Origin of the sequence: Rhizobium sp. NZLR1 (genome assembly GCF_017357385.1) — a bacterium.
In the GTDB taxonomy this organism is placed as follows: Bacteria; Pseudomonadota; Alphaproteobacteria; order Rhizobiales; family Rhizobiaceae; genus Rhizobium.
In genome coordinates this window covers 66017-90652 of the sequence record NZ_CP071636.1, presented here as the reverse complement: position 1 = coordinate 90652, position 24636 = coordinate 66017, and the positions used below count along the sequence as shown (strand labels likewise).

The window sequence follows — 24636 nt, the reverse complement described above, 5'->3', positions numbered from 1 at the left end:
CGAAACGATGTGGTATTTTGCATGGATCCTCGGCCTGCCGCTGGCAGCCGCTTTCGCCGTCCTCAACGCCATGTGGTATGAGCTGATGGACGACGCAGCCAGAAAGAGGGCGTCCGAGACGCTGAAGTAGATATGGAAAGGGCGCGGCTTGAACCGCGCCCTTTTCTCTTCATCAGCCTTCCAGCCACTTCACCTCTTCGGGCGTCAGCCGGATGTCGAGCGCGGAAAGACTGTCTTCCAATTCGGCGACGGTGCGCGGCCCGATCAGCGGTATGACGGGGAAGGGCTGGGCGATCACATAGGCAAGCGCGACGTGGATCGGATTGCGGCCGAGCTTGTTGGCCAGTTCGATGGCACGGTCGCGGCGACCGAAATTCCGCTCGGAATACCAGACCCGCACGATCTCTTCATCGTCTCGCTTGTCGCGGCCGGCACGATCGGTAAAGAAGCCGCGGCCCTGGCTCGACCAGGCAAAGTTCGGGATCTGCTTCTCGTTCAGCCATTTCTTCCAATCGTCATCGGACGCGGCGACGCAGCCGGCCCAGATCGGATCGAGCATCTCGGCGAGCGAGAAGTTGTTGGAAAGCGACGCCGGCGCCGCCTTGCCGGTCTTTTCGGCATAGGCGATCGCTTCATCGAAACGCGCCCGCGTCCAGTTCGAACCGCCGAAAATACCACGAATGCGGCCACGCTTGACCTCGGCATCCATGGCATCGACGAATTCGCCGACCGGCACGTCGGTATTGTCGCGATGCATGAAGTAGATATCGACATAGTTGGTCTTCAGTCGGGCGAGCGACTGGTCGAGCTGTTTTGCGATCATATCGGGATAGCAGAGCGGCGAATGCGCGCCTTTGCCAATCAGCACCATCTCTTCGCGCGGCACCTTGCGGCTGGTATGCCAGTCGCCGAAGATCGCTTCCGTCTTGCCGGCCCCGTAGACATAGGCGGTATCGAAGACATTGCCGCCGGCCTCATAGAAGGCGTCGAGCGTCAGCGAGGCGGCGGCGAAGTTCGGGAAGAACTCGAAGCCGAGGGTCACGACCGAGGCCGGCTTGGAAATGCCGGGTATCTGGCGCTGCGGAATGCTGTTGCCCCGCGTCACCGCGCCGCCGGCAATGTTGGCCGTGCGTTTCTCCGCTTTTTCGACGCCATATTCGAGGCCGACAGAGGCGCGCCACTGGTCGAGCACGCGCAGGTTTCCGATCGAATCCGCCCAGCTCATGCCGGGTGAACTGAATTCGGTTCTGCCGGCCCGGATGGCATCACCCGCCGCATCCGCCTCGAAGGAATAGAGCCAATGGTCTTCCCTGACCTCAATTGTCTCCTGCTTGCCGCCTTTGAAGATCTCGATCTTGCCGACGCCACCCTTGTGGCCGGAGGCGAACCAGAAGTCGGCGACTTCGATCCGGCCCTCGGAGCCGATGATGCGCAAGACGTTATCCTGCTGCGCCATGATCGAGCAGGAGACTTCGGCAATGATCTCGTTCGGGAATTTGAGCACGGCGGACGCCCATTCATCGACGCCGCTCTGTCCCAGATGGGCAACGCCCGAAACCTTCTCCGGTTCGAGGAAGGCCCTGCCCTCTGCGGCGCCGGCGATCAGCCGCGCCATCGAGACTGGATAACCGCCGACATCGAGAATGCCGCCGCCGGCGGTATCGTTGGCGAAAAGCCGGTGTTCCGGCTTATAGCTGCCCATGTTGAAGCCGAAGCTCGAGCGGATGATGCGGACAGTGCCGATGACGCCGCTCTTGATGAGTTCGATCAGCTTTTCCGTCTGCGGATGCACGCGGTACATGAAGGCCTCGCCGGCAAAGACGCCGGCCTTCTTGGCTTCGTAATAGACGGCTTCGGCATCATAGGCCGAAAGTGCGATCGGCTTCTCGACGAGGATATGTTTGCCGGCGCGCGCGGCCTTGATCGCCCATTCGGCATGGCCGGTATGGGGCACGGAGATATAGACCGCATCGACCTCCGGGTCGGAAAGCAGCGCCTCATAACCATTGACGATGCGGGCGCCGGGGAAGTTTTCTGCAAGTCCCGGCTTGGACGGATTACGGGTGGCGATTGCCACCAGTTTGCCGGTACGCGAATGGGCGACGCCGTCGGCAAAGGTGCGGGCGATGGTGCCGGGGCCGATGATGCCCCAGCGGATCGGTTGATCGGAAGTCATAGAAACCTCTTTCGTCTTTCTGCCTTGGGATTGTGGTTTAGCGAAGCCGTTTGCCGGCCCTGTCGAAAAGGAACGTGCGGCTGGCGGGAAGGCCGACCATCAGCGTCTCGCGATTGCCGGCGACGCGCGATTCCGGCCGCTCGATGATCAACTGCTCGGACTCGATCGCGGCATAGATATAGCTGGTGTTACCGAGATGTTCGGCGACGTCGATCGCGACGGTGAGATCGGCATCGCCCATACCCGCATCGACGAAATGTTCGGGACGGATGCCAAGCGTCACCTTCGCACCGGCGTCGATCGGATCGGCGACGGGCAGCGGCAGGCGCATGTTGGCGTCGCTTTCCAGCGCGATCACCGCCCTGCCCGGCTGCGTCTCGACCACCACGGCCTTCAGGAAATTCATCTTCGGCGATCCGACGAAGCCGGCGACGAACTGGTTGGCGGGATCGTCGTAGAGATCGAGCGGTGCGCCGATCTGCTCGATATTGCCCGCGCGCAACACGACGATCCGGTCGGCGAGTGTCATCGCCTCCGTCTGGTCGTGGGTGACGTAGATCATCGTCGTGCCGAGTTTCTTGTGCAGCCTGGAAATCTCGACACGCATTTGCACGCGCAGTTCGGCATCGAGGTTTGACAAGGGCTCGTCGAACAGGAACACCTCCGGTTCGCGGACGATGGCGCGGCCGATCGCAACTCGCTGGCGCTGACCGCCGGAAAGCTGCTTCGGCCGCCGCTTCATCAGCTCGGTGATTTGCAGGATCTCGGCGACATGGCTCACGCGCCGCTCGGTATCGGCCTTCGGATTGCCGTTCATCCGCAGGCCGAAGCTCAGGTTTTCTTCGACGGTCAGGTGCGGATAGAGCGCATAGGACTGAAAAACCATGGCGATGCCGCGATCGGCGGGCTCGACGTCATTAACGATCCTGCCACCGATCTGAAGCTCGCCGGAGGTGATGTCCTCGAGACCGGCGATCATCCGCAGCAGCGTGGATTTGCCGCAGCCGGACGGGCCGACGAAGACGACGAATTCGCCGTCCTTCACCTCCAGATTGGCGCCATGGATGATCTCAAAGCCGCCGAAGCGCTTGACGATATTGCTGAGTGAAAGCTCTGCCATGCAGCTCCCCGTTTACTTGATTGCGCCGGCCGCGATGCCGGCGATGAAATGGCGCTGGAGAGCCACGAAGATGACGAGGATCGGCGCCGTTAGCAGCACTGCTCCAGCCATGATGCCGCCCCAGGAGACCTTGGTGAGGCCGATCAGCGTTCCCAATGCCACCGGCGCCGTCATCATTCCCGGTCTGGAATTGATGAGGAGCGGCCAGAGGTAGTTGTTCCACGAGGCGAGGAAGAGGATGATCGCCAAGGCCGCCATGGTCGGGCGCGCCAGCGGCAGGGCGATGCGCAGGAAGATCTGCCATTCCTTGACGCCCTCGACGCGGGCCGCATCGAAAAGCTCACCCGGCATCATCGAGAAGGATTGGCGCATGAACAGCACGCCGAGCGAGTTGAACAGTGGCGGCACGATCAGCGCCACCCAGGTGTTGGCGAGGCGGAATTCGCGCGCCACCATGATGAATTGCGGGATGACCACCACGGAGAAAGGCAGCGTGATCGTACCGATGATGATGGCGATGACGATGGAGCGGCCGACGAAACGGTATCGCGCCAACGCCCAACCTGCCATCGAGGTCAGCATCACCGACAGGAAAGTATAGATGATCGCGACGCCGACGGAAATCACCATGGCGCCGACGAAATCGGTATCGGCCTGCAGGTTCTTGAAATTCTCGATGAAGTTGGTGGATGGCCAGAGCACGATGTCGGGACTGAAGATGCCGTTGTCGGGCATGGTCGAGAAGACGAACATCATCCAAAGTGGAAACAGCCAGATTACCGCAAGCGGCGCCAGTGCGGCGTGCAGCGCGATCCGGCGCATGAGAAGGGATTGCGACCTGGATTTCATTTCGGATCCCTCCCGACCCAGAGATTGAGAAGCGAGATGACCACGGCCAGGGCCGCCATCGTATAGGCGATCGCCGAGGCATAGCCGAAGTTCAACGAGGTAAAGCCCTGGCGGTAGAGCAACAGGCCAAGGGTCTCCGTGCCGCCGCCCGGACCACCGCGATTGGTAATCAGGAAAGGCTCGGTAAAGAGCTGCATGGTGCCGATCACCGAGAGCACCACACAGAAGAGGATGATCGGTTTCAGAAGCGGCAGGGTGATATGAAAGAACTGCTGTACCTTGCTCACCCGGTCGAGCGTCGCTGCCTCGTAGACATCGTCCGGAATCGACTGCAGGCCGGCAAGGATGATGATGGCGTTATAGCCGGCCCAGCGCCATGTGACGGCGAGGATGATCAGCGCCATGGCGGCATTGGCATTGTCGAACCAGGACACCGGGCTGAGGCCGACGGCGGAGATCAGCTTGTTGATGATGCCGAAATCGAGGCTGAACATCAGCCGGAATACCGCTGCATAGGCGACCTCGCCGACGACGACGGGCGCAAAGAAAGCAAAGCGGAAGAGCGGGCGCGCTTTCAAGAGCGGCGAATTGAGCATCACGGCCATGACGGTCGCAAGGCCGATCATGACCGGCACCTGGATCACCAGGATGATCAGCGTGTTATAAAGGGCATTGTAAAAGGCCGGGTCGTAGAACAGCCGCCCCCAATTGGCCTGGAAACTGTATTTCCACGGGTTGATGCGGGTGTTCTGAAAAGAAATCAGGAACGAATTGATGATCGGCCAGACCCAGAAGGTGGCAAAGACCAGCAGATAGGGTGCAAGGAACGCATAGGCGCTCCGGGTTCTGAACGGCATCAAGCCTCCTCCTCACGAACGAATGACCGGGAAACGCCGGGCGCCTGAAACGCCCGGCATCGTCATTCATTGTGCCACTGGAAGCCCGGTCGCCGAAGCGATCTGCTTGGCGGCATCGTCGAGGGCTGCCTTCGCATCGGGATAACCGCCGGCGAAGAATTTCGTCTGCGTTGCCTTGAAGATGGCTTCGGCGTCGCTCTGGAAAGCGGTGCCGCGGCTCGGCACGATCTTCGGCAGCGTCGCCAGGATATCGGCCCAGACTTTCTGACCGCCCCAATAGGGCTGCGGTTCGCTGATAAAGGGGTCCTTTTCAGCCGAAAGCAGCGATGGCACCAGGCCGAATTCCTTCAGCATGGTGATCTGGCCCTCATTCGTGCCGAGGGCGTAGTTGACGAATTTCCAGGCTGCTTCCTTGTTTGCCGAGGTTGCCGAAATGGCGAGCGACGAACCGCCGAGATTGGCCGCATGCGGGCCGTCGGCCGTCAGGCTCGGCATCTTGTAGACGCCCCACTTGCCCTTGAGATCGGGAGAGGTCGAGCGCACTGTGCCCTCATACCAGCCGCCATACAACTGGCTTGCGGCCTTGCCGGCGGTATTGGCCTGGATCTTTTCGTCCCAGTTGGCCGCCGTCAGCGTGCCGGCGTCCTTCATTTCCTTCACCTTCTGAAGCGAGGCGACGCAGGCTGGCTGGTTGATGGTGATATTCTGGCCATCGGTCGAATAATAGCCGCAGCCCTGTTCGTTGGCGAGCATGCGGAACCATTCGCTGTCGCCGTTGAAATCCGCCTGCGCCATGACGACGCCGGGATTGGCGGCGGAAATCTTCTTGCCGGCGGCGATGAAATCGTCCCAGGTGTTGATCGTGCTCGGATCGACGCCCGCCTTTTCGTAGAGATCGCGGCGGTAGAAGACGGCGACAGGACCGGAATCCCAGGGCATGGCATAGGCGACGTCGCCGACCTCAAGCTCGGTACGCTTGAAATCGGGGAATTTCGCCTGGATCTCGGGCGTGTAGCCGAGTTCCTTCAGATTGGCGAAGCAATCCGGGAAACGGCTCCAGAAGATTTCAGCCTCGAAATTTTCGATGCTGACGATGTCAGGCAGGCCGTCGCCGCCGGCTGCACAGGCAGCGAGCGTCTTGTCGAAAACCTGGCTGTTTCCAAGGTCCTCGACGGTGATCTTGATATCGGGGAACTGTTTGTTGAAGCCTGGAAGCGTGGACTTCAATGCCGACGCAGCGACATTCCAGCTCCAGATGGTCAGATTGGCCGACTGCGCGAATGCGGAGCCGGAAGCAAGCAGTGCGACAGCTGCGGTGGCAGCCAGAAGTTTGAAGCGCATTGAAAATCCTCCCTTTTCAATTGCCGTCCTTTCACGAACCCGGTTAAACTAACTGTCAGGGAGCGGCTGTCTCCTAAAAAGGGAATATGAATTTGGCGGAAAGTAAGGTTGGCGTGCGGGCAATCTATCAGCCCGGAGCGAGCAGCATCGAGGGGTCGCCGACGGCGCTGCAAATGTTTCATGCCCACCCGCCTGTGATGGCGATGCCGCACTGGCACGCGCAGGTCGAGGTCAACTACGTGATTCGCGGAAGCGTCCACTATCGCATGAGCGACCACGAATTCCGGCTGAACGCCGGTGAAATGTGTCTCTTCTGGGGTGGGCAGCCGCATCAGATGGACGAATCCTCCGATGATTCGCTCTATGCCGGCGCGCATCTGCCGCTCGTCTATTTCTTCCGGCTGCGCCTGCCGATCAGCATTTCCAGTCGGCTGATGAAGGGCGAGACACTGCTGACTTCGGCAACGGATGCCGCCGACGTCGACAATTTCGCCCGCTGGTTCCGTTATGCCAACTCAGGCAATCCCGCCAAGGCCCAGCATGCCGTCGACGAACTGCTGCTGCGCATCGAGCGTATCGCGCTCGAACCCTATTCGATGACGTCGCAAGCCATCAATCTCGACGGTGATCATCCGCATTCGCATTCTTCGCGCAGCGTCGCCCGCATGTGCGATTTCATCGCCGCCAATTTCCTGCACGACATCGATTCGGTCGATATCGCCCGCGCTGCCGACCTGCATCCGAAATATGCGATGAACCTGTTCAAGCGATCGACGGGTATGACGCTCAGCAAATATGTGACGCTGCTGCGGCTGTCGCGCGCCCAGGCGATGCTGATGAGCGAGGGCGCCAACGTGCTGCAGGTGGCAATGGACAGCGGCTTCGGCTCGATCAGCGCCTTCAATAAATCCTTCCGCCACATCGCCGGCATGTCGCCATCGGACTTCCGCCGCGATATCCGACTGGTGACGACGGTTCCCGCCGGCGCCTTCCGAAACTAGCAGCGCCTAAGGCGGCGGCAGAATGCGCACATTTTCTGTGCAAGTGCATGCACTATGCATTTTCTGTGAGAGATGATGCCAGCGCACTCTCAATAAAATCAATGATTTATGGTTTGGCACGCACTTTGCTTCGATAGTTGCAGAGTTGGTGGCTAGGGTTCCGGCGTCGCAAGGCGCGGCTGGTCCGAGAGCTGCCACCGGCGGGGGAGACATCCCGTCGGGTGCACGGCGGGATAAAAGCCCGGGAGACCTCGTAAGCCAAGGGATTGGCGGCACGATGGTCATTGCCGATCCCTTTTGAAGAAAAGCAAAGGGGAATTTCAATGCAGACCTTTTCGAAGATCCTATCGATGGCCGCGCTGACGGCCTCCCTGACGCTCGGGCTCAGCTCCATCGCGAAGGCCGAACAGAAGACCGATTTCAAGGTCGCCTGGTCGATCTATGTAGGCTGGATGCCGTGGGGTTACGCGGCCGATCACGGCATCGTCAAGAAATGGGCCGACAAATACGGCATCAAGATCGAGGTCACCCAGTTCAACGACTACGTCGAATCGATGAACCAGTACACCGCCGGCGCCTTCGATGCCGTGACCCTCACCAATATGGACGGCCTGTCGATCCCGGCTGCCGGTGGCGTCGATACGACAGCCGTGATCGTCGGCGACTTCTCGAACGGCAATGATGCCGTCATCCTCAAGGACAAGGCGAGCCTTGCCGACATCAAAGGCCAGAACGTCAATCTCGTAGAATTCTCCGTCTCGCACTATCTGCTGGCCCGCGCGCTCGAAAGCATCAAGATGACCGAGCGCGACGTCAAGGTGGTCAACACCTCCGATGCCGATATGGTCGCTGCCTACAAGACGGCTGACGTAACCGCGGTCGTCACCTGGAACCCGCTGGTCTCGACCATACTCGAGGACCCCACGGCCAAGAAAGTCTTCGACAGCTCGCAGGTGCCAGGCGAGATCATCGATCTGATGGTCGCCAACACCGGCGTGCTGAAGGACAATCCGAATTTCGGCAAGGCGCTCGCCGGCATCTGGTATGAGACCGCAGCGCTCCTGACCGCCGACAGTGCCGACGGCAAGGCTGCGCGCGAGGCGATGGGCCAGGCATCGGGCACCGATCTCAAGGGCTTCGAATCCCAGCTTGCAGCCACCAAGCTGTTTGCCAAGCCGACCGATGCCGTTGCTTTCACAGCCTCGGGCAGCCTGCCGAAGACCATGGATCTCGTCCGCAACTTCCTGTTCGAGAAGGGCCTGCTCGGCAATGGCGCGCCGTCGGCAGACGTCATCGGCATCGAGATGCCTGACGGCAAGGTTCTCGGCGACAGCGGCAACGTCAAGCTGCGCTTCACCGAGACCTACATGAAGGCGGCCGCCGACAGTTCGCTCTGAGCGATGTCCAAGCAGCGGCGCGGCCCTGCCCGCGCCGCCCAACCTTTCATCAGCGGAGCTTTCCCCATGCGCTGGATCAACACGAGGCCGAGCCGGGGCGCACAGCTTGCCTTGACGCTGCTGCCCTTCGTGCTGCTGATCGTTGCCTACACTTTCGGCTCGGCGGCACGGCTGGCGGAAAACACCAACGACAAGCTGCTGCCCGGTCTTGCCGGTTTTGCCGACGCGATCGACCGCCTGGCCTTCATCGCCGATCCGCGCACCGGCCAATACTTGCTGTGGTCCGATACCGGCGCGAGCCTGATCCGGCTGTTTGCCGGCCTCGGCATCTCCACGATCACTGCCCTTGTCATCGGCATGCTGATTGGCATGCTGCCTTATCTCAGGGCGCTGCTCTCCCCTTTTGTCGCCGTCATCTCGATGGTGCCGCCGCTGGCGCTGCTGCCGATCCTCTTTATCGCCATGGGGCTCGGCGAAGCCTCCAAGATCGCGCTGATCGTGATCGGCGTCGCGCCAACGATGATCCGCGACCTTGCGCTGAAGGCGCTGGAACTGCCGCGCGAACAGATCGTCAAGGCGGAAACGCTCGGCGGCTCCTCCTGGCAGATCGGCCTTCGCGTCGTGCTGCCGCAGATCCTGCCCCGGCTGATCACCTGTCTCAGGCTTCAGCTCGGTCCCGCCTGGCTGTTCCTGATCGCGGCCGAGGCGATCTCGTCGGATTCCGGCCTCGGTTACCGCATCTTCCTCGTGCGCCGTTATCTCTCGATGGACATTATCTTTCCCTATGTCGTCTGGATCACGCTGCTCGCCGTGATCATAAATTATGTCCTCGATCGCATCCGCATCGCCGTCTTCCCCTGGTCTGAGCTGGAGAAGCAGGCATGAGCGAACTGGTGATCGAAAAGGTCTGGAAGGAGTATGGCGACCAGATCGTGCTCGAAGACGTGTCGCTGACCGTCGCCTCGCGTTCCTTCGTCGCCCTTGTCGGTCCGTCCGGCTGCGGCAAGACGACGTTTCTGCGCATGCTGCTCGGCCAGGAGCGGCCGACACGGGGCACAATCCGGCTCGACGGTGAAGCGCTGCCGCAGGAGCCGGGGCCGGACCGCGGCGTCGTCTTCCAGCGCTATTCCGTCTTCCCGCATCTGACCGTGCTCGGCAATGTCCTGCTCGGGCGGGAATTCTCCGCTTCCCGTTACAAGGCCAAGGTTTTCGGCGCCGCCCGGCGCAGCGCCGTCGACGAGGCGCGGCGGCTGATTGCCGAAGTCGGCCTTTCCGGCGCCGAGGACAAATATCCGGCGCAGCTTTCCGGCGGCATGCAGCAGCGCCTGGCGCTGGCGCAGGCGCTGATCATGAAGCCGAAAGTGCTGCTGCTCGATGAGCCCTTCGGCGCACTCGATCCCGGCATCCGCGCCGAGATTCACACATTGATGAAGCGCCTCTGGCACGAAACGCAGATGACCGTCGTCATGGTGACGCACGATATGCGCGAGGCCTTCACGCTGGCGACGCGCGTCGTCGCCTTCGAGCGCCGGCGTGACCGCCCGGAGGAGAAGGAGCGCTACGGCGCGACGATCACCAAGGACATTTCGATCTGGCCGCCGAGGCTTGCCGGCACGCCCTCCATCTTCAGCCCCGACCGGGACGGCCCGGTCATTTCTCTGGGCCTTCGCCGGGACGACCCGGCTTCCAGTCCGTCAGGAGAAAAACCATGATGCATGTAAGGCGTTCGCCCGAAGAGATCGCCGCCAACCGGCAGCGTTACGAGGAACATCAGAAGAAGGGGCTGGAATTTGCGCCGAAGGCCCTGCCGGCGCCGAGCCCCCTGCCCGTGTCCACAATCGATGCGGCCGCGATCATCCACCAGGAAACCATCCCCGGCGGCTGGTACTGGTCGACAGCGCTGAAGCGCGGCGAGGCCATCCGCATCGATCAGGGCGAAGGCGGCTCGACCGTGGCGCTCGTTGCCTGGAATGCCGCCGACACCAGCGAAAGACTCAACCTCGTCGATACGGTCAAGGTGCAGTGGACGACGGCGCTCGGCAAGGGTCGCGTCATCTTCTCGGATATGGGCCGGGTGATGTTTTCGCTGATCGAGGACAGTTCCGGCGCCCATGACTGCCTGATGGGCGGATCGACGGCTGCCTCCAACGCCGCCAGATACCCCGGCGTCAAGACCCGCAATACCCGCGACAATCTCGTGCTCATCACCGGAAAACTCGGCCTTGCCAGGCGCGACATTCCGGCGATTCTCAATCTCTTCGCCCCCGTCCGCGTCGACGATGACGGCGGCTTCCACTGGCGCGGCAAGCTTTCCAACAGCGGCGATTATGCCGAGCTGCGCGCCGAGATGGACATGATCGTCGGCTTCTCCAATTGCCCGCATCCGCTCGATCCCGACCCGGTCTATCAGTCGAAGCCGGTGATCGTCACGCGCTTTCGGTCACCTGTGCCCGCAGCCGACGACCTCTCGCGCACGGCGACCGCCGAAGCCTTTCGCGGCTTCGAGAACAACGCATCGATGCTGGCCTGAGGAGGGATGCCGATGACCGATTTCATCAAGACCGCCGCATCGCGCCGCCTCGAAAATGCCGTGCAGGATCATTTCATTCCGGCCGAAGCGCCATGGTCCGGCATCGTGCGCAAAGGTCAGACGATCCGCATCGAGGACAGCTACGGCCAGCAGGCGATCGACACGTTGTTTTATCGCGCCAATGACTTTGCCGAGCGTTACTCCAACCAGGATACGATGCGGGCGCAGGGTGGCGCCTATATCGGCACCGGCACGAAGATCATATCGAATGAAGGCAACGTCATGCTTGTCATGACGGCCGACAGCTGCGGCCGGCACGACACATCAGCCGGCGCCTGCTCCTGCGAGAGCAACACCGTGCGTTTCGGCCACGGCACGAAATACCTGCATGCCTGCCGCGACAATTTCGTGCTCGAAGTGACCAGGCACGGCATGAGCAAGCGCGACATCGTGCCGAACATCAACTTCTTCATGAATGTGCCTATCAAGCCGAACGGCGAGATGACCATCGTCGACGGCATTTCCGCACCGGGTGACTATGTGGAACTGGTGGCGGAGATGGATGTGCTCTGCGTCATCTCCAACTGCCCGCAGATCAACAATCCCTGCAACGGCTTCGATCCGACGCCGATCCGGGTGCTGATCTGGGATGGCGAGGACTGATCGATGTTCACCAAGGTCCTTATCGCCAATCGCGGCGAAATCGCTGTCCGGGTCATCCGCACATTGAAGAGGATGGGCATTGCCTCGGTCGCCGTCTATTCCGATGCCGATCGCTTCTCGAAGCCGGCGCTGACTGCCGACGAAGCCGTACGCCTGGGTCCAGCGCCAGCTGCCGAAAGCTATTTGAACGTCGATGCCGTCATCGCGGCCTGCAAGGCGACGGGAGCGCAAGCCGTGCATCCGGGTTACGGTTTCCTCTCGGAGAATATCGGCTTTGCCGAGCGGCTCGCCGCCGAAGGTATCGCCTTCATCGGCCCGCGGCCGGAGCAGCTGTCGGCCTTCGGCCTGAAGCATACGGCGCGCCAACTGGCGAAAGCGAGCGGCGTGCCGCTGCTGCCCGGCACCGATCTGTTGCAGAGCGTTGAGGCGGCGCTTTCGGCGGCCGAGACTGTCGGTTACCCCGTCATGCTGAAGAGCACGGCCGGCGGCGGCGGCATTGGCATGCAGCTCTGCGCCGATGCGGCGGCCCTGAAGGCCTCCTTCGAAAGCGTGCAGAGGACCGCGCGGGCCAGCTTCGGCGATGCCCGCGTCTATATCGAGCGTTTCGTTGCCGAAGCGCGCCATGTCGAGGTGCAGATCTTCGGCGACGGCAAGGGCAGGGTGATCGCGCTCGGCGAACGCGACTGCTCGCTGCAACGGCGGAACCAGAAGGTGGTCGAGGAGACCCCTGCCCCCGGCCTCTCCGCCGAAACCAGAGTGCGGCTGCACAAGGCGGCGGTCGATCTGGGAAGCTCGGTCTCGTATGAATCCGCCGGCACGGTCGAATTCATCTACGATCCCCAGCGCGAGGAATTCTATTTTCTCGAGGTCAATACCCGCCTGCAGGTCGAGCATCCGGTGACGGAAGCCGTCTTCGGCATCGATCTCGTCGAATGGATGATCCGGCAGGCGGCGGGCGAGGACGTGCTCTCGGGCGCCGAGGCGCTGTCGCCGAAGGGTGCGGCGATCGAGATGCGGATCTATGCCGAGATGCCGCATGCCGATTTCCGCCCGAGCGCCGGCCTGCTGACTGAGGTTATCTTCCCGGAAAGTGCCCGCGTCGACGGCTGGATCGAGACGGGAACCGAGGTGACGCCCTTCTATGATCCGATGCTCGCCAAGCTGATCGTGGCGGCGGAGGACCGGCCTGCGGCGATCGAAAAGCTGAAGGTAGCACTTGCGGCGACATCGATATCAGGCATCGAGACCAATCTCGATTATCTCAGAACCATCGCCGCTTCCGAACTGCTTGCCGGCGCCAAGGTGGCGACGACGGCGCTGCGCGACTTCGCCTTCGTTCCCGATGTCGTCGAGGTTCTCACGCCTGGCGCGCAATCGAGCATCCAGGAACTGCCGGGCCGGCTCGGCCTCTGGCATGTCGGTGTGCCGCCGAGCGGTCCGATGGACGAGCGCTCCTTCCGTCATGCCAATCGCCTGGTCGGCAATGCCGATGTGACGGCCGCACTGGAGTTGACGGTCTCCGGCCCGACGCTCAGGTTTTATGCCGAGCAGACCATCGCGCTGGCCGGTGCCCGGATGCCAATGGCATGCGATGGCGTAAAAGTACCGCATGACGAGCCGGTGACGATCCGGGCTGGCCAAGTTCTGTCGATCGGCACGATCGAAGGGCCGGGGCAGCGCGCCTATCTCGCAGTCGCCGGCGGTTTTGCCGCGCCTGTTGTGCTCGGCTCCCGGGCGACTTTCGGCCTCGGTCAGTTCGGCGGCAACGCCACCGGCACGCTGAAGACGGGCCATGTGCTGCATTTCGACCGGCAGGCGCCGGCCGAACCGGCGACGCCAGCGACGGAGCCAGCCGCATTGACACGCGAATGGGATGTCGGCGTCGTCTATGGCCCGCATGGCGCACCTGACTTCTTCGAGGATGGCGATATCGAGACGCTGTTCTCGACAGCCTACGAGGTGCATTTCAACAGCGCCCGCACCGGTGTGCGCCTCATCGGTCCCGCCCCGCGATGGGCGCGCCGCGATGGCGGCGAGGCCGGACTGCACCCGTCCAACCTGCATGACAATGCCTATGCGATCGGGGCGATCGATTTCACCGGCGACATGCCGATCATTCTTGGCCCCGATGGCCCGAGCCTTGGCGGCTTCGTCTGCCCGGCGGTGATCGCTCGCGACGAACAGTGGAAAATGGGCCAGTTCAAGCCCGGCGACCGTATCCGTTTCCACGCCGTGGCGCGGCCGGAAGACCCGATGGCCGGCCCGGCAGTGCGGCGGGTCGCGGAAGAGACGGGTTCGCCGATCGTCGGTATCAGGGAGGACGGCCCGGTTTCCGTCGTCTATCGCCGCCAGGGCGACGACAATCTGCTCGTCGAATATGGGCCGATGACGCTCGATATTGCGCTCCGGCTGCGGGTGCATCTGCTGATGCAGGCGATCGTCGAGGCCCGTCTTCCCGGCGTCGTCGATCTGACGCCCGGCATCCGTTCGTTGCAGATCCATTATGACGGCACGACACTGACGCGAAAGCGGCTGCTCGGGCTGCTCTCCGAGATCGAAGCGACGCTGCCGGCGGCGCAGGATGTCAAGGTGCCGAGCCGCATCGTGCATCTGCCGCTCTCTTGGAACGATCCGGATGCGGAGCTTGCGATGCGGAAGTATCAGGAGCTTGTGCGCCCGAACGCGCCGTGGTGTCCGTCGAATATCGAGTTCATCCGCCGTATCAACGGTCTTCCCGACGAGCAGGCGGTGCGCGACATCGTCTTCGATGCGAGTTACCTCGTGCTCGGTCTCGGCGATGTCTATCTCGGGGCGCCGGTTGCGACCCCGACCGATCCGCGCCACCGCCTCGTCACAACGAAGTACAATCCGGCCCGTACCTGGACGCCTGAGAACGCCGTCGGCATCGGCGGCGCCTATATGTGCATCTACGGCATGGAGGGGCCGGGCGGCTACCAGCTCTTCGGCCGCACCATCCAGGTCTGGAACACCTGGCGGGAGACGCCGGCCTTTGCAAGGGGCAAGCCCTGGCTGCTGAACTTCTTCGACCAGATCCGTTTCTTCCCGGTCAGTAACCAGGAACTGACGGAGGCGCGCGCCGCCTTCCCGCATGGCGGCTATCCCATCAGGATCGAGGAGACCGAATTCTCCTATGCCGCCTATGAGAAGGAATTGCAGGCGAATTCGGTGTCGATCGGCCGCTTCAAGACGATGCAGCAGGCAGCCTTCGATGCCGAACGCCAGCGCTGGAAGGAAGCAGGCCTCGACAGCTTCGTCACCGACGAAGGCGCCGGCGAAAGCCCGGATGGAGATATTCCGGACGGCTGCTTCGGCGTCGCCAGCGCAGTGCCCGGCAATATCTGGAAACTGCTGGTCGAGCCGGGCACCCCGGTTGCGGCCGGCGATACACTTGCGATCATCGAATCGATGAAAATGGAAATCAACGTCACCGCCCATGCGCCAGGCCGCGTCCGCGATCTGCGCGCCGGGCCGGGAAGAAACGTCAAAGCCGGCGATATTATCGTCGTCCTGGAGGAATGCTGACATGCTGCCGACCATTCTCGATCTCTCAAGCCTTCGCGCCGCCTATCAATCCGGCCTGACGCCGCTCGATGCCATCGAAGAGGTGATAACGCGCCGCGCCGCCTCGAAGGATGCGGCGATCTTCATCACGCCGGTGCCCGACGAAGAGCTGCGCGCTGCCGCGAAAGCCTTGATGACGCGCGCGCCTGAGGCAAACAGCCTGCCGCTCTGGGGCGTGCCCTTTGCGGTGAAGGACAATATCGATGCCGCCGGCCTGCCGACGACCGCCGCCTGCCCGGCTTATGAGTATCGGCCGGAAGCGGACTCCACCGTCGTTGCGCGGCTGAAGGCGGCCGGCGCCATCATCATCGGCAAGACCAACCTCGACCAGTTCGCGACCGGCCTGAACGGGACACGCTCGCCCTATGGCGCACCGCGTTCGGTCTTCGATGCGGCCTATATTTCAGGCGGTTCGAGCTCCGGATCTGCGGTCACGGTCGCCTCCGGCCTGGCCGCCTTCGCGCTCGGCACGGATACGGCGGGCTCCGGCCGCGTGCCTGCCGCCTTCAACAATCTGGTCGGCATCAAGCCGACCCCAGGCCTTCTGCCGAACACCGGCGTCGTTCCGGCCTGCAAGAGCATGGACTGCATTACGATCTTTGCCGCGACCGTCGGTGACGGCGTTGCGATCCGCACTGTCGCCGAAGGCCTCGATGCCGCCGATCCTTTCTCCCGTCGCGCCAAGCCGGCAAACCTGCCGGTGTCGAGGTTGCGCATCGGCGTCCTCACCGACGCCGAGCGTGAGTTCTTCGGCGACAAGGAGGTGGAGGCGCTCTACGACCAGGCGATCGAGCGGGCCAGAGTGCTCGGCGCGACCATCGTGCCTTTCGATTACGCGCCGTTCCGCGAGGCCGCCGCTCTCCTTTATGACGGGCCGTGGGTCGCCGAGCGCCTTGCGGCGGTCGAGACCTTCCTCGCCACGAATGCGGCCGATTTTGATCCGACGGTGCGGGGGATTATCGAGGGCGCCAGGGGCAAGACCGCGGTCGAGGCCTTCAATGGCCGCTACCGGCTGGAAGAACTGCGCCGCAAAACCGAAGCCGAATGGGAAAAGGCGGACGTTCTTCTGTTGCCGACCGCACCGACCACCTACACGGTCGCTGACATGCTCGCCAATCCTGTGGTGCTGAACGGCCGTCTCGGTCGTTACACCAATTTCGTCAACCTGCTCGATTGCGCGGCGATCGCCGTTCCGGCTGGCTTCGGAAAAGACGGTTTGCCGGGCGGCGTTACCGTGATCGCGTCTGCTTTTACCGACGATGCGCTGGCGCCGCTCGCCGATGCGCTGCATCGCGCGGCACGCTCCGGACTGGGCATCGACCGGCAGGCGGCCATCCCCGAAGCCAGCCGTGTTGCGGCTGTCGATGACGGCTTCGTCGAGATCGTCGTGGTCGGCGCGCATCTGACCGGCATGCCGCTCAATCATGAGCTGACCGGCGCCGGCGGTCGGCTGATCAAGACTTGCAACACGACTGGCGAATACCGTCTCTTCGTGCTGCCGGACACGGTGCCGCCGAAGCCAGGCCTCATCCGTGAACCTGGCCACAAGGGCCGCGGTCTGGAGGTTGAGATCTGGGCACTGCCGGCCGATGCCTTCGGCCGCTTCGTCCAGAAGATCCCGGCGCCGCTCGGCATCGGAAAGGTGGCGCTCGACGATGGCACGAGCGTTTCCGGTTTTCTTTGCGAGGCACATGCGGTGAACGGCGCCGAAGACATCACCTCGCTCGGCGGCTGGCGGAGCTATATTCGCGTCAAGTTGGCGAGCTGAGCGTGAGGAGCGAAGAATGGCGACGGATGTTCAAGCGGCTGGTTGCGCATCTCCTGACGGGGCTGACCGCGCGAACCAGGGCGATCGGCAGACCCGGCTTGCGCTGACGGCTTACCGTTTCTCGGCAAGTTCGATCTGAATGCCGTCGGGATCGCGCAGGAAGGCAACCTTGTGAAGCACCTCGGCATTGATTGCCAGGCGCGGCCGCTCCTTGATCTCGACGCCGGCCATTTCCAGCCGGGCGAAGGTCTGGTCGACATTTTCGAACAGGAAGGTCAGATGACGCAGGCCGGCGGTAGCCTCCGGCACATCCACTGCCCTTGCCGCACCGCCCGCCGGTGCGAAGATTTCGAGCATGCCGCCGCCGGCATCGAGGAAGGCGATCTCAGAGCCGTCGGCCATGACCTTGCGCAGATGCAGGCGCAGGCCGAGCAGGCCGCAGTAAAAAACCACAGTGCGGTCCATGTCGCTCACCGTCATGCCGACATGTTCGAAGGATTTCAGCATGAGAGCGCCCTTCCCTGCTCAGAGCATGATGCCGAAAAGTGTGAGCGGTTTTCGGACAACATCATGCTCTAACTATTTAATTTAGAAGAGGATTCAGATTTCAGGCCGATTCGGCCTGAAATCATCCTGTTCTAGCCGGCAGCCGCGCGCCGCTCTTCTTCCGGAAGCCAGGATCGATAGAGCGGATGATCGGCGGCAATCGGCATCGGCGTTGGCTGACCGGTGCGCTGCGAGAAATAGGCGGCCGTCACCAGCTCCAGCGAATTGCGGGCATCCTGTAGCGTCACCGGCGGCGCAGTATCCTCGACGATCGCCTTATGGAAGAGCTCGAACTGACGGGTATAGCCGTCCTCGCCGGGCACGTATGCGGCGAGCGCCGCGTCGATCCGCGCCTGATGGTCCTCCGTTCCTGCGGTGAAGACCCAGGGATCGCGGCCCATCGTATAGGGTTCGAGGATGCTATCGGCGACGAGATCGCTGAAGCAGAAGCGCAACCGCGAGATCTCCTTGCGCGAGCCGAGCGTCATCGACAGCGTCGCCAGCGAGCCATTCTGCATCTTGACCGAAAGCGCTGCCGTATCTTCGACCTGGATCGGGTTGACCAGTGTCGCGCCATAGGAAAACACTTCAGCGCAGGGACCATGCACATAGTTCAGCATGTCATGGGCGTGGATCGCATGGCCGAGAAGGCCGCCGCCGAGTTCAGTCGCCCATTTGCCGCGCCACGGCACGGCGTAATAATCCGGGCCGCGCCACCAATGGGTCTCGATCGTCGTCAGGAACGGCTTGCCGGCGAGGCCGCTTTCGATCAGCAGCTTCAGCTTCTGCAGGCCAGACCCATAACGATACTGGAAGATCGGCATCAGCTTCCTGCCGGGGAAACGGGCGAGGATGCGGCCCATCTCGTCGACCTCGGCGATCGAGCCGAACAGCGGTTTCTCGCAGATGACGTGCTTGCCGGATTCGATGCCCTTGCGGCAGAGTTCGAAATGCGAGCTCGGCGGCGTCGAAATGTCGATGATATCGAGATCATCACGGGCAAACAGCGAATCTGCGTCCTGCGTATACTCGCCGATGCCGTACTCCTCGCACAGAGCCCTGCCGCGTTCCTCGTCGAGCGAGCAGAGCACGGGAACCTCGAAAAGCTCCTCGTTCCAGCCGAAGCCGGCCAGATGCCGCGCAGCGATGCCTGCGCCGATGACACCGACGCGCAATTTCCTGGTCATGATATCCTCCTCAGCGAGCGCCGATCCGCGCGGCTTTCGTCTGGGCTTCAAGCGAAAGGCGGCAGACTTCGAAAACGTGATCCTGCGTCATCGCCGTCTGCGTGCGATTGCCGACATCGGCGGTGAAAGCATCGAAATAGTCGAGCTTTTCATCGCTGCAATCGATGTGGGTCATCTCCTTGCCGTTGACCAGGAACAGGTGATCCTTGCCCGGCCGGCCGGCAATATCGATATATTTGCGTAGTTCGATATAGCCTTCGGTGCCGAGGATGGTGAGGCGGCCGTCGCCCCAGGTCGGCAACGCCTCCGGGGTGAACCAGTCGACGCGAACATAACCCGCCGCTCGGTCGGAGCGCAGCAGCACCTCGCCGAAATCCTGGAAATCAGGCTTGTCGGGCATGCCGAAATTGCCGATCGAGCTTGCGATGACCTCGCCTGTGATCGAGCCGGTATAGAACAGGAACTGGTCGACCTGATGCGAGGCGATATCGACGATGATGCCGCCGAAGGCTTCGGGATCGAAGAACCAGTCCGGTCGGGTCGGGAGCTGCAGCCGGTGCGGGCCGACGCCGAGCGTCTGGATCACCTTGCCGATCGCGCCTTCGGCGACAAGCTTGCCGGCCTTGACAGCGGAGCGCACGCAATGACGCTCGGAAAAGCAGATCGAGAAGATCTTGCCGGTCTCGGCGACGGTCCGCCTGACCTCTTCCAGTTGGGCGAAGGTCGTCACGCCGGGCTTGTCGGTCATCACATCCTTGCCCGACCTCATCGCGCGGACGGCAAGCCCGGCGCGGTCACGTGGGATCGCGGCAATGCAGATGACATCGATCGACGGATCCTCGAACAGCTTTTCCCGGTCGATCTGCGGCACGTCGGGATAGGTCTTCTCGAAGGCCTCGCGCAATGCCGGCACCGAAGTCTGCGGGCAATAGCCGACGAACTCGCCGCCTGAGGCAAGCAATCCCTTCACGTGATCGAACGTGTGCCCATGGTCGATTCCGACGACGGCAAATCTCAACATCGCTGCAATATCCTCCTGGGATGTTCATCCGGCCCGCCGAGGCCAGCCTCCTCCATGTCGGGCAAAACAGATAACGAAAGCTGGCGTCTGTCAAGACAAGACAAGAGGCGAAAACGGCCATGTCATGAATTAAGTATATGAAGTATAATGATTATTTTGTATCTAAATAGTTATTTTGCGTGCTTTCGGCGATTGCAATCCGCCAGAAGGTCGCCGTTCGATCCGCTCACGTGAAAGTCTTTTTCCTAGCCGTATCTTGCTCGATCTCCATGAATGTGATCGATTTCGGCCGCCGCTGGGCTGGAGAGCGGCAACGACTCCGAAAAATTTTAAAGAGCGCTCCCCGCTCGCCTGTGATGGAAGATTGCCATGTCTCATCCCCTTTTCGATGCTGCCGCTTCGGCCGGTCTTTTTGTCGGCCGCATCTGGAATCCCGAGGTTGGCGGGCCGAGCGTCGTGACACTTCGCGACGGAGTGCTGGTCGACATCACGTCGCGCGAAGCGCCGACGCTGAGCGCCCTGCTCGAGAGACAGGATGCCGCCGCCTTTGTCCGCGCTGCAGGCGGCAAGGCGGTCGGCTCCGTGGAGGAGATCGCCGCCAACAGCTCCGGAGCACCGGATGAAGCGCGTCCCTATCTGCTTGCGCCTGTTGACCTGCAGGCAGTCAAGGCCTGCGGCGTCACCTTCGCTCAGTCGATGATCGAGCGCGTCATCGAAGAAAAGGCCGCCGGCAATCCGGAACGCGCCGCCTCGATCCGTGAGCGCGTCAGCACGCTGATCGGCGGCAGCCTCACCAATCTGAAGGCTGGTTCACAGGAAGCCGCCAAGGTCAAGCAGGCCCTGATCGACGAGGGCATGTGGTCGCAATATCTCGAGGTCGGCATCGGTCCCGATGCCGAAGTCTTTACCAAGGCGCCCGTGCTGTCTTCCGTCGGTTGGGGCGCTGATGTCGGCCTGCATCCGATCTCGACCTGGAACAATCCCGAGCCGGAAATCGTGCTCGCCGTCAACAGCCGCGGCGAAATCAAGGGGGCGACGCTCGGCAACGACGTCAACCTGCGCGATGTCGAGGGGCGTTCGGCACTGCTGCTCGGCAAGGCCAAGGACAACAACGCCTCCTGCTCGATCGGTCCTTTCATCCGGCTATTCGATGCCGGTTACGGCCTCGATGATGTGCGCAAAGCCGAACTCGACCTGAAGGTGTCAGGCAAGGACGGTTTCGTGCTGCACGGCAAGAGTTCGATGTCGCAGATCAGCCGCGACCCGACCGATCTCGTCAAGCAGACGCTTGGCCCCCATCATCAATATCCGGATGGTTTCATGCTTTTCCTCGGCACACTGTTTGCGCCGACGCAGGACCGCGACGCGCAGAAGCAGGGCTTCACTCACAAGATCGGCGATGTCGTCGAGATCTCCTCGGCAGGGCTCGGCGCCCTCGTCAACACTGTGCGTCTCTCCACCGAATGCCCACCCTGGACCTTCGGCATTTCGGCGCTGATGCGCAATCTGGCGAAGCGCGGATTGCTATAAGTTATTGAGCGCACAGCTTGTCGCGAAATGTATCGGCTTGGTGTCAGCCGCTCTGATCAACAGGTTTGCTATGACAGATAGCTCTTTACAAAGCGGTATCCCGAAACGCTCAGATGAAGAAAAAGTGCGGTTTTGTGCCGCTAACAATGCCGACTTGTACCGGGCAATATTCCGTGCCCATGGATTGCCTGATCAGCGAACCAGTGCGTTTTGGTCAAGTGATGCAATCGCACCTCCATACTATTCCAACATGACGACACTCGACCGGGATGCAACACAGGAGCAGCTGATTGAAATCGATCGGCTGACAGATCGGCTAGGACGGCGACCTGGTATCAAAGACGGCTTTTCCAAGCTAGATCTCAACAACAACGGGTTCCGGTTGTTGTTTTCCGCATCATGGATTTGGGTTGAACCTCATAAAAGCTCATCGAGTGCGCCTCAAGGTTGGGTACGCGTTCGCGAGGCGGCAGCGCTGGATCGCTGGGAACGTTCCTGGAAAGAGTCTGGTAGCCCGACCGATGCCAACGTCTTCACACCTGCCCTGCTTTCCGATCCCGACATGCACATCTACGGTCGATTGGCCGGCGACGGCTTTGATGCGGGATGCATCGCAAATCGATCGCCGCAGGTTGTAGGCATCTCCAATATTTTTAGTTTGGCTGGTACGCCTCAGGCCTTCCAGGATGCAATTTCATTGGCTACTATCGCTTTTGCAGCCGATTTGCCCCTTGTCGGATATGATCGCGGTGAAGTGCTAGACGAAATGAAAAAGCTGGGTTTCAAGCCCGTCGGCCAATTGCGGATCTGGCTATCTGATGAGGGCGCATAAACGCTTTCCCCCTTTGTTCTCCATTAGTCTAGCGTTTAGCGGGAAAACAACGCTACGCCCTCTTACTGGTTCCGCCGCCTGCCCTGCAGCAGGTCGAGGACGGAGTTTGCCGCTTCGAGGACGTTGGTGCCCGGACCGAACACGGCCGCAACGCCGTGTTCGTGCAGGAATTCATAATCCTGCCGCGGGATGACGCCGCCGCAAACGACGATGATATCGTCACCGCCCTGCGCTCTCAGTCTGTCGATCAACTGCGGCAGCAACGTTCTGTGACCGGCCGCCAACGACGAGACGCCGACGACATTGACCTTTTCGCCGAGCGCCATCTCGACGGCCTCGTCAGGCGTTTGGAACAGCGGGCCGGCGAGCACGTCGAAACCGATATCGCCGAAGGCTGAAGCGATCACCTTGGCGCCCCGGTCGTGCCCGTCCTGGCCGAGCTTGGCGACCATGATCTTCGGCCGGTGCCCCATCGCTTCCGTCACCTCCGTCATGCGGGCCTTCAGCACGGCGAGTTCCGGCTCGTCGCTATAGGCCTCGCCATAGACGCCGGTGATGACCTCCGGCGTGGCGGCATGATCGCCGAAGGCCTCGCGCATGGCATCCGATATCTCACCGACCGTAGCGCGGGCTCGCGCCGCTTCGATCGCGGCTTCGAGCAGGTTGCCGTTGCCGCTGCGTGCAGTGTTCATCAGCCTCGCCAGCGTCTCGCGCACGGCGTTGCTATCACGCCGCCGCTTCGTTTCCTCGATGCGTTTGATTTGGGCTGTGCGCACCGCACTGTTATCGATCTCCAGAATGTCGATCGGCTGTTCGTTGTCGAGCCTGTAGCGGTTGACGCCGACGATGACCTCCTCGCCCTTGTCGACGGCCGCCTGGCGCCGCGCGGCTGCTTCCTCGATCAGCCGTTTCGGCAGACCCTCGTTGACGGCCTTCGTCATGCCGCCGAGCGCCTCCACCTCCTCGATCAGCGCCCAGGCTTTTTCCGCGAGCTCCTTCGTCAGGCTCTCGACGTAATAAGAGCCAGCCAGCGGATCGACCACCCTAGTGACGCCGGTTTCATGCTGCAGGATCAGCTGAGTGTTGCGGGCGATGCGGGCCGAAAATTCGGTCGGCAGCGCGATCGCTTCGTCGAAGGAATTGGTATGCAACGACTGCGTGCCGCCGAGCACGGCCGACATCGCCTCGAAGGCGGTGCGAATGATGTTGTTATAGGGATCCTGTTCCTGCAGCGAGACGCCGGAGGTCTGGCAATGGGTGCGCAACATCAGCGAGGAAGCCTTCTTTGGCTGGAACTCCTCCATGATCCGGGTCCAAAGCAGGCGGGCGGCACGAAGCTTGGCCGCCTCCATGAAGAAGTTCATGCCGATGGCGAAGAAGAAGGAGAGCCTTCCGGCGAAATCGTCGACACTCAGCCCCTTGGCGATCGCCGCCCTGACATATTCCCGACCATCGGCAAGCGTGAAGGCGAGTTCCTGGACGAGCGTCGCGCCAGCCTCCTGCATGTGATAGCCGGAGATCGAGATCGAGTTGAATTTCGGCATCTCCCTTGCCGTATATTCGATGATGTCGGCAACGATCCGCATCGACGGTTCCGGCGGGTAGATATAGGTGTTGCGGACCATGAACTCCTTGAGGATGTCGTTCTGAATGGTGCCCGACAGATCGGCCTTCGAAACGCCCTGCTCCTCGCTGGCGACAATGTAGGAGGCGAGGATCGGGATGACGGCGCCGTTCATGGTCATCGAGACGGACATGTCGGCAAGCGGAATGCCGTCGAACAGGATCTTCATGTCCTCGACACTGTCGATCGCGACGCCCGCCTTGCCGACATCGCCTTCGACGCGCGGATGGTCGCTGTCATAACCGCGGTGGGTGGCGAGATCGAAGGCGACGGAGAGGCCCTTCTGACCGGCGGCCAGATTCTTCCGGTAAAAAGCGTTCGATGCCTCTGCCGTCGAGAAGCCGGCATATTGGCGGATCGTCCAGGGCCGGCCGGCATACATCGTCGCGCGCGGGCCGCGGGTGAAGGGCGAAAAGCCGGGAAGCGAGCCAAGGTGATCGGCGCCCTCGAGATCCTCGGCCGTATAGAGCGGCTTGACGGCGATACCCTCCGGCGTCTGCCAGGTCAGGGTTTCTGGCGAGGCGCGCGATTCCTTCTGCGCGAGCTCCGTCCAATCCGACAGCGTCTTCTTCGTCATGCGTTTTCTCCGGCTTTTTCTTCCGCACCCTACCA

The 24636-nt window shown here is 61.9% G+C and carries 20 protein-coding genes and 1 riboswitch; of the genes, 11 read left to right on the top strand and 9 right to left on the bottom strand.

Translation table 11 applies throughout. The features are described 5' to 3' along the window. The first annotated feature begins 7 nt into the window (after positions 1-7). Positions 8-130, top strand: a complete 123-nt coding sequence (gene cydX, locus J3O30_RS30975) for a cytochrome bd-I oxidase subunit CydX (RefSeq protein WP_207585873.1) — start codon at positions 8-10, stop codon at positions 128-130. Between the two features lie 42 nt (positions 131-172). Here the strand turns inward: cydX and J3O30_RS30970 are convergent, their stop codons facing one another. The 5 genes from J3O30_RS30970 to J3O30_RS30950 all read right to left on the bottom strand — a co-directional run bounded on the left by J3O30_RS30970 (position 173) and on the right by J3O30_RS30950 (position 6343). Beyond that, positions 173-2176, bottom strand: a complete 2004-nt coding sequence (locus J3O30_RS30970; RefSeq protein ID WP_207585872.1) for an aldo/keto reductase — start codon at positions 2174-2176, stop codon at positions 173-175. A gap of 37 nt (positions 2177-2213) precedes the next feature. Further along, entirely contained in the window at positions 2214-3296 is a 1083-nt protein-coding gene (gene ugpC, locus J3O30_RS30965; RefSeq protein ID WP_207585871.1) for a sn-glycerol-3-phosphate ABC transporter ATP-binding protein UgpC, read from the bottom strand. Between the two features lie 12 nt (positions 3297-3308). Further along, positions 3309-4145 (bottom strand): carbohydrate ABC transporter permease, encoded by an 837-nt coding sequence (locus tag J3O30_RS30960; RefSeq protein ID WP_207585870.1) that lies wholly within the window; start codon positions 4143-4145, stop codon positions 3309-3311. Next, positions 4142-5002, bottom strand: a complete 861-nt coding sequence (locus tag J3O30_RS30955) for a sugar ABC transporter permease (protein ID WP_007637285.1) — start codon at positions 5000-5002, stop codon at positions 4142-4144. The genes J3O30_RS30960 and J3O30_RS30955 overlap by 4 nt, the downstream gene beginning before the upstream one ends. Positions 5003-5068: 66 nt before the next feature. Then, positions 5069-6343, bottom strand: a complete 1275-nt coding sequence (locus J3O30_RS30950) for an extracellular solute-binding protein (RefSeq protein ID WP_207585869.1) — start codon at positions 6341-6343, stop codon at positions 5069-5071. Between the two features lie 86 nt (positions 6344-6429). Between J3O30_RS30950 and J3O30_RS30945 the strand changes: the two genes are divergently transcribed. The 8 genes from J3O30_RS30945 to atzF all read left to right on the top strand — a co-directional run bounded on the left by J3O30_RS30945 (position 6430) and on the right by atzF (position 17284). Next, positions 6430-7344, top strand: a complete 915-nt coding sequence (locus tag J3O30_RS30945; RefSeq protein WP_207585868.1) for a helix-turn-helix domain-containing protein — start codon at positions 6430-6432, stop codon at positions 7342-7344. 141 nt (positions 7345-7485) lie between these two features. After that, a riboswitch (guanidine-I (ykkC/yxkD leader) is annotated at positions 7486-7594 on the top strand. Between the two features lie 73 nt (positions 7595-7667). After that, complete coding sequence (locus J3O30_RS30940) at positions 7668-8741, top strand: putative urea ABC transporter substrate-binding protein (protein WP_207585867.1); 1074 nt, start codon at positions 7668-7670, stop codon at positions 8739-8741. A gap of 66 nt (positions 8742-8807) precedes the next feature. Continuing rightward, complete coding sequence (locus tag J3O30_RS30935) at positions 8808-9626, top strand: ABC transporter permease subunit (protein ID WP_207585866.1); 819 nt, start codon at positions 8808-8810, stop codon at positions 9624-9626. Further along, positions 9623-10453 (top strand): ABC transporter ATP-binding protein, encoded by an 831-nt coding sequence (locus tag J3O30_RS30930; RefSeq protein WP_207585865.1) that lies wholly within the window; start codon positions 9623-9625, stop codon positions 10451-10453. The genes J3O30_RS30935 and J3O30_RS30930 overlap by 4 nt, the downstream gene beginning before the upstream one ends. After that, positions 10450-11271 carry an urea amidolyase associated protein UAAP1 gene (locus tag J3O30_RS30925; RefSeq protein WP_207585864.1) on the top strand — a complete coding sequence of 274 codons (822 nt, stop codon included), beginning with the start codon at positions 10450-10452 and terminating at the stop codon, positions 11269-11271. Before J3O30_RS30930 ends, J3O30_RS30925 begins: the two co-directional genes overlap by 4 nt. A 12-nt stretch (positions 11272-11283) precedes the next feature. Beyond that, complete coding sequence (locus J3O30_RS30920) at positions 11284-11934, top strand: urea amidolyase associated protein UAAP2 (protein ID WP_207585863.1); 651 nt, start codon at positions 11284-11286, stop codon at positions 11932-11934. Positions 11935-11937: 3 nt separating this feature from the next. Next, positions 11938-15477, top strand: coding sequence for an urea carboxylase (gene uca / locus J3O30_RS30915; protein ID WP_207585862.1), 3540 nt, complete (start codon positions 11938-11940; stop codon positions 15475-15477). A 1-nt stretch (position 15478) separates the two neighbouring features. Then, a complete protein-coding gene (gene atzF, locus J3O30_RS30910) occupies positions 15479-17284 on the top strand; it encodes an allophanate hydrolase (protein WP_207585861.1) in 1806 nt (601 codons plus the stop codon). A gap of 111 nt (positions 17285-17395) precedes the next feature. On the opposite strand, the gene J3O30_RS30905 is transcribed toward atzF, so the two are convergent. The 3 genes from J3O30_RS30905 to J3O30_RS30895 form a co-directional block, all read right to left on the bottom strand. Then, entirely contained in the window at positions 17396-17791 is a 396-nt protein-coding gene (locus J3O30_RS30905) for a VOC family protein (protein WP_207585860.1), read from the bottom strand. Between the two features lie 131 nt (positions 17792-17922). Further along, positions 17923-19017, bottom strand: a complete 1095-nt coding sequence (locus J3O30_RS30900; RefSeq protein WP_207585859.1) for a Gfo/Idh/MocA family oxidoreductase — start codon at positions 19015-19017, stop codon at positions 17923-17925. A 10-nt stretch (positions 19018-19027) separates the two neighbouring features. Then, entirely contained in the window at positions 19028-20038 is a 1011-nt protein-coding gene (locus tag J3O30_RS30895; protein ID WP_207585858.1) for a Gfo/Idh/MocA family oxidoreductase, read from the bottom strand. 369 nt (positions 20039-20407) lie between these two features. On the opposite strand from J3O30_RS30895, the gene J3O30_RS30890 reads away from it, so the two are divergent. Both J3O30_RS30890 and J3O30_RS30885 read left to right on the top strand, forming a co-directional pair. Then, positions 20408-21568 (top strand): fumarylacetoacetate hydrolase family protein, encoded by a 1161-nt coding sequence (locus tag J3O30_RS30890; protein WP_207585857.1) that lies wholly within the window; start codon positions 20408-20410, stop codon positions 21566-21568. A 70-nt stretch (positions 21569-21638) separates the two neighbouring features. Continuing rightward, a complete protein-coding gene (locus J3O30_RS30885; RefSeq protein WP_207585856.1) occupies positions 21639-22400 on the top strand; it encodes a hypothetical protein in 762 nt (253 codons plus the stop codon). A 62-nt stretch (positions 22401-22462) separates the two neighbouring features. On the opposite strand, the gene scpA is transcribed toward J3O30_RS30885, so the two are convergent. Then, the gene (gene scpA / locus J3O30_RS30880) at positions 22463-24601 is read right to left on the bottom strand and encodes a methylmalonyl-CoA mutase (RefSeq protein ID WP_207585855.1); all 2139 of its coding nucleotides are present in this window, start codon (positions 24599-24601) and stop codon (positions 22463-22465) included. Positions 24602-24636: the final 35 nt, after the last annotated feature.

What these genes read in the sequence shown, in the direction of transcription:
- J3O30_RS30945 (WP_207585868.1), top strand. Translation starts at nt 6,430, where the DNA reads ATGAATTTGGCGGAAAGTAAGGTTGGCGTGCGGGCAATCTATCAGCCC.
- J3O30_RS30935 (WP_207585866.1), top strand. Translation starts at nt 8,808, where the DNA reads ATGCGCTGGATCAACACGAGGCCGAGCCGGGGCGCACAGCTTGCCTTG.
- J3O30_RS30960 (WP_207585870.1), bottom strand. Translation starts at nt 4,145, where the DNA reads ATGAAATCCAGGTCGCAATCCCTTCTCATGCGCCGGATCGCGCTGCAC.
- ugpC (WP_207585871.1), bottom strand. Translation starts at nt 3,296, where the DNA reads ATGGCAGAGCTTTCACTCAGCAATATCGTCAAGCGCTTCGGCGGCTTT.
- J3O30_RS30900 (WP_207585859.1), bottom strand. Translation starts at nt 19,017, where the DNA reads ATGACCAGGAAATTGCGCGTCGGTGTCATCGGCGCAGGCATCGCTGCG.
- J3O30_RS30895 (WP_207585858.1), bottom strand. Translation starts at nt 20,038, where the DNA reads ATGTTGAGATTTGCCGTCGTCGGAATCGACCATGGGCACACGTTCGAT.
- J3O30_RS30890 (WP_207585857.1), top strand. Translation starts at nt 20,408, where the DNA reads ATGTCTCATCCCCTTTTCGATGCTGCCGCTTCGGCCGGTCTTTTTGTC.
- atzF (WP_207585861.1), top strand. Translation starts at nt 15,479, where the DNA reads ATGCTGCCGACCATTCTCGATCTCTCAAGCCTTCGCGCCGCCTATCAA.
- J3O30_RS30885 (WP_207585856.1), top strand. Translation starts at nt 21,639, where the DNA reads ATGACAGATAGCTCTTTACAAAGCGGTATCCCGAAACGCTCAGATGAA.
- J3O30_RS30925 (WP_207585864.1), top strand. Translation starts at nt 10,450, where the DNA reads ATGATGCATGTAAGGCGTTCGCCCGAAGAGATCGCCGCCAACCGGCAG.
- J3O30_RS30905 (WP_207585860.1), bottom strand. Translation starts at nt 17,791, where the DNA reads ATGCTGAAATCCTTCGAACATGTCGGCATGACGGTGAGCGACATGGAC.
- scpA (WP_207585855.1), bottom strand. Translation starts at nt 24,601, where the DNA reads ATGACGAAGAAGACGCTGTCGGATTGGACGGAGCTCGCGCAGAAGGAA.
- J3O30_RS30940 (WP_207585867.1), top strand. Translation starts at nt 7,668, where the DNA reads ATGCAGACCTTTTCGAAGATCCTATCGATGGCCGCGCTGACGGCCTCC.
- J3O30_RS30920 (WP_207585863.1), top strand. Translation starts at nt 11,284, where the DNA reads ATGACCGATTTCATCAAGACCGCCGCATCGCGCCGCCTCGAAAATGCC.
- uca (WP_207585862.1), top strand. Translation starts at nt 11,938, where the DNA reads ATGTTCACCAAGGTCCTTATCGCCAATCGCGGCGAAATCGCTGTCCGG.
- J3O30_RS30930 (WP_207585865.1), top strand. Translation starts at nt 9,623, where the DNA reads ATGAGCGAACTGGTGATCGAAAAGGTCTGGAAGGAGTATGGCGACCAG.
- J3O30_RS30955 (WP_007637285.1), bottom strand. Translation starts at nt 5,002, where the DNA reads ATGCCGTTCAGAACCCGGAGCGCCTATGCGTTCCTTGCACCCTATCTG.
- J3O30_RS30950 (WP_207585869.1), bottom strand. Translation starts at nt 6,343, where the DNA reads ATGCGCTTCAAACTTCTGGCTGCCACCGCAGCTGTCGCACTGCTTGCT.
- J3O30_RS30970 (WP_207585872.1), bottom strand. Translation starts at nt 2,176, where the DNA reads ATGACTTCCGATCAACCGATCCGCTGGGGCATCATCGGCCCCGGCACC.
- cydX (WP_207585873.1), top strand. Translation starts at nt 8, where the DNA reads ATGTGGTATTTTGCATGGATCCTCGGCCTGCCGCTGGCAGCCGCTTTC.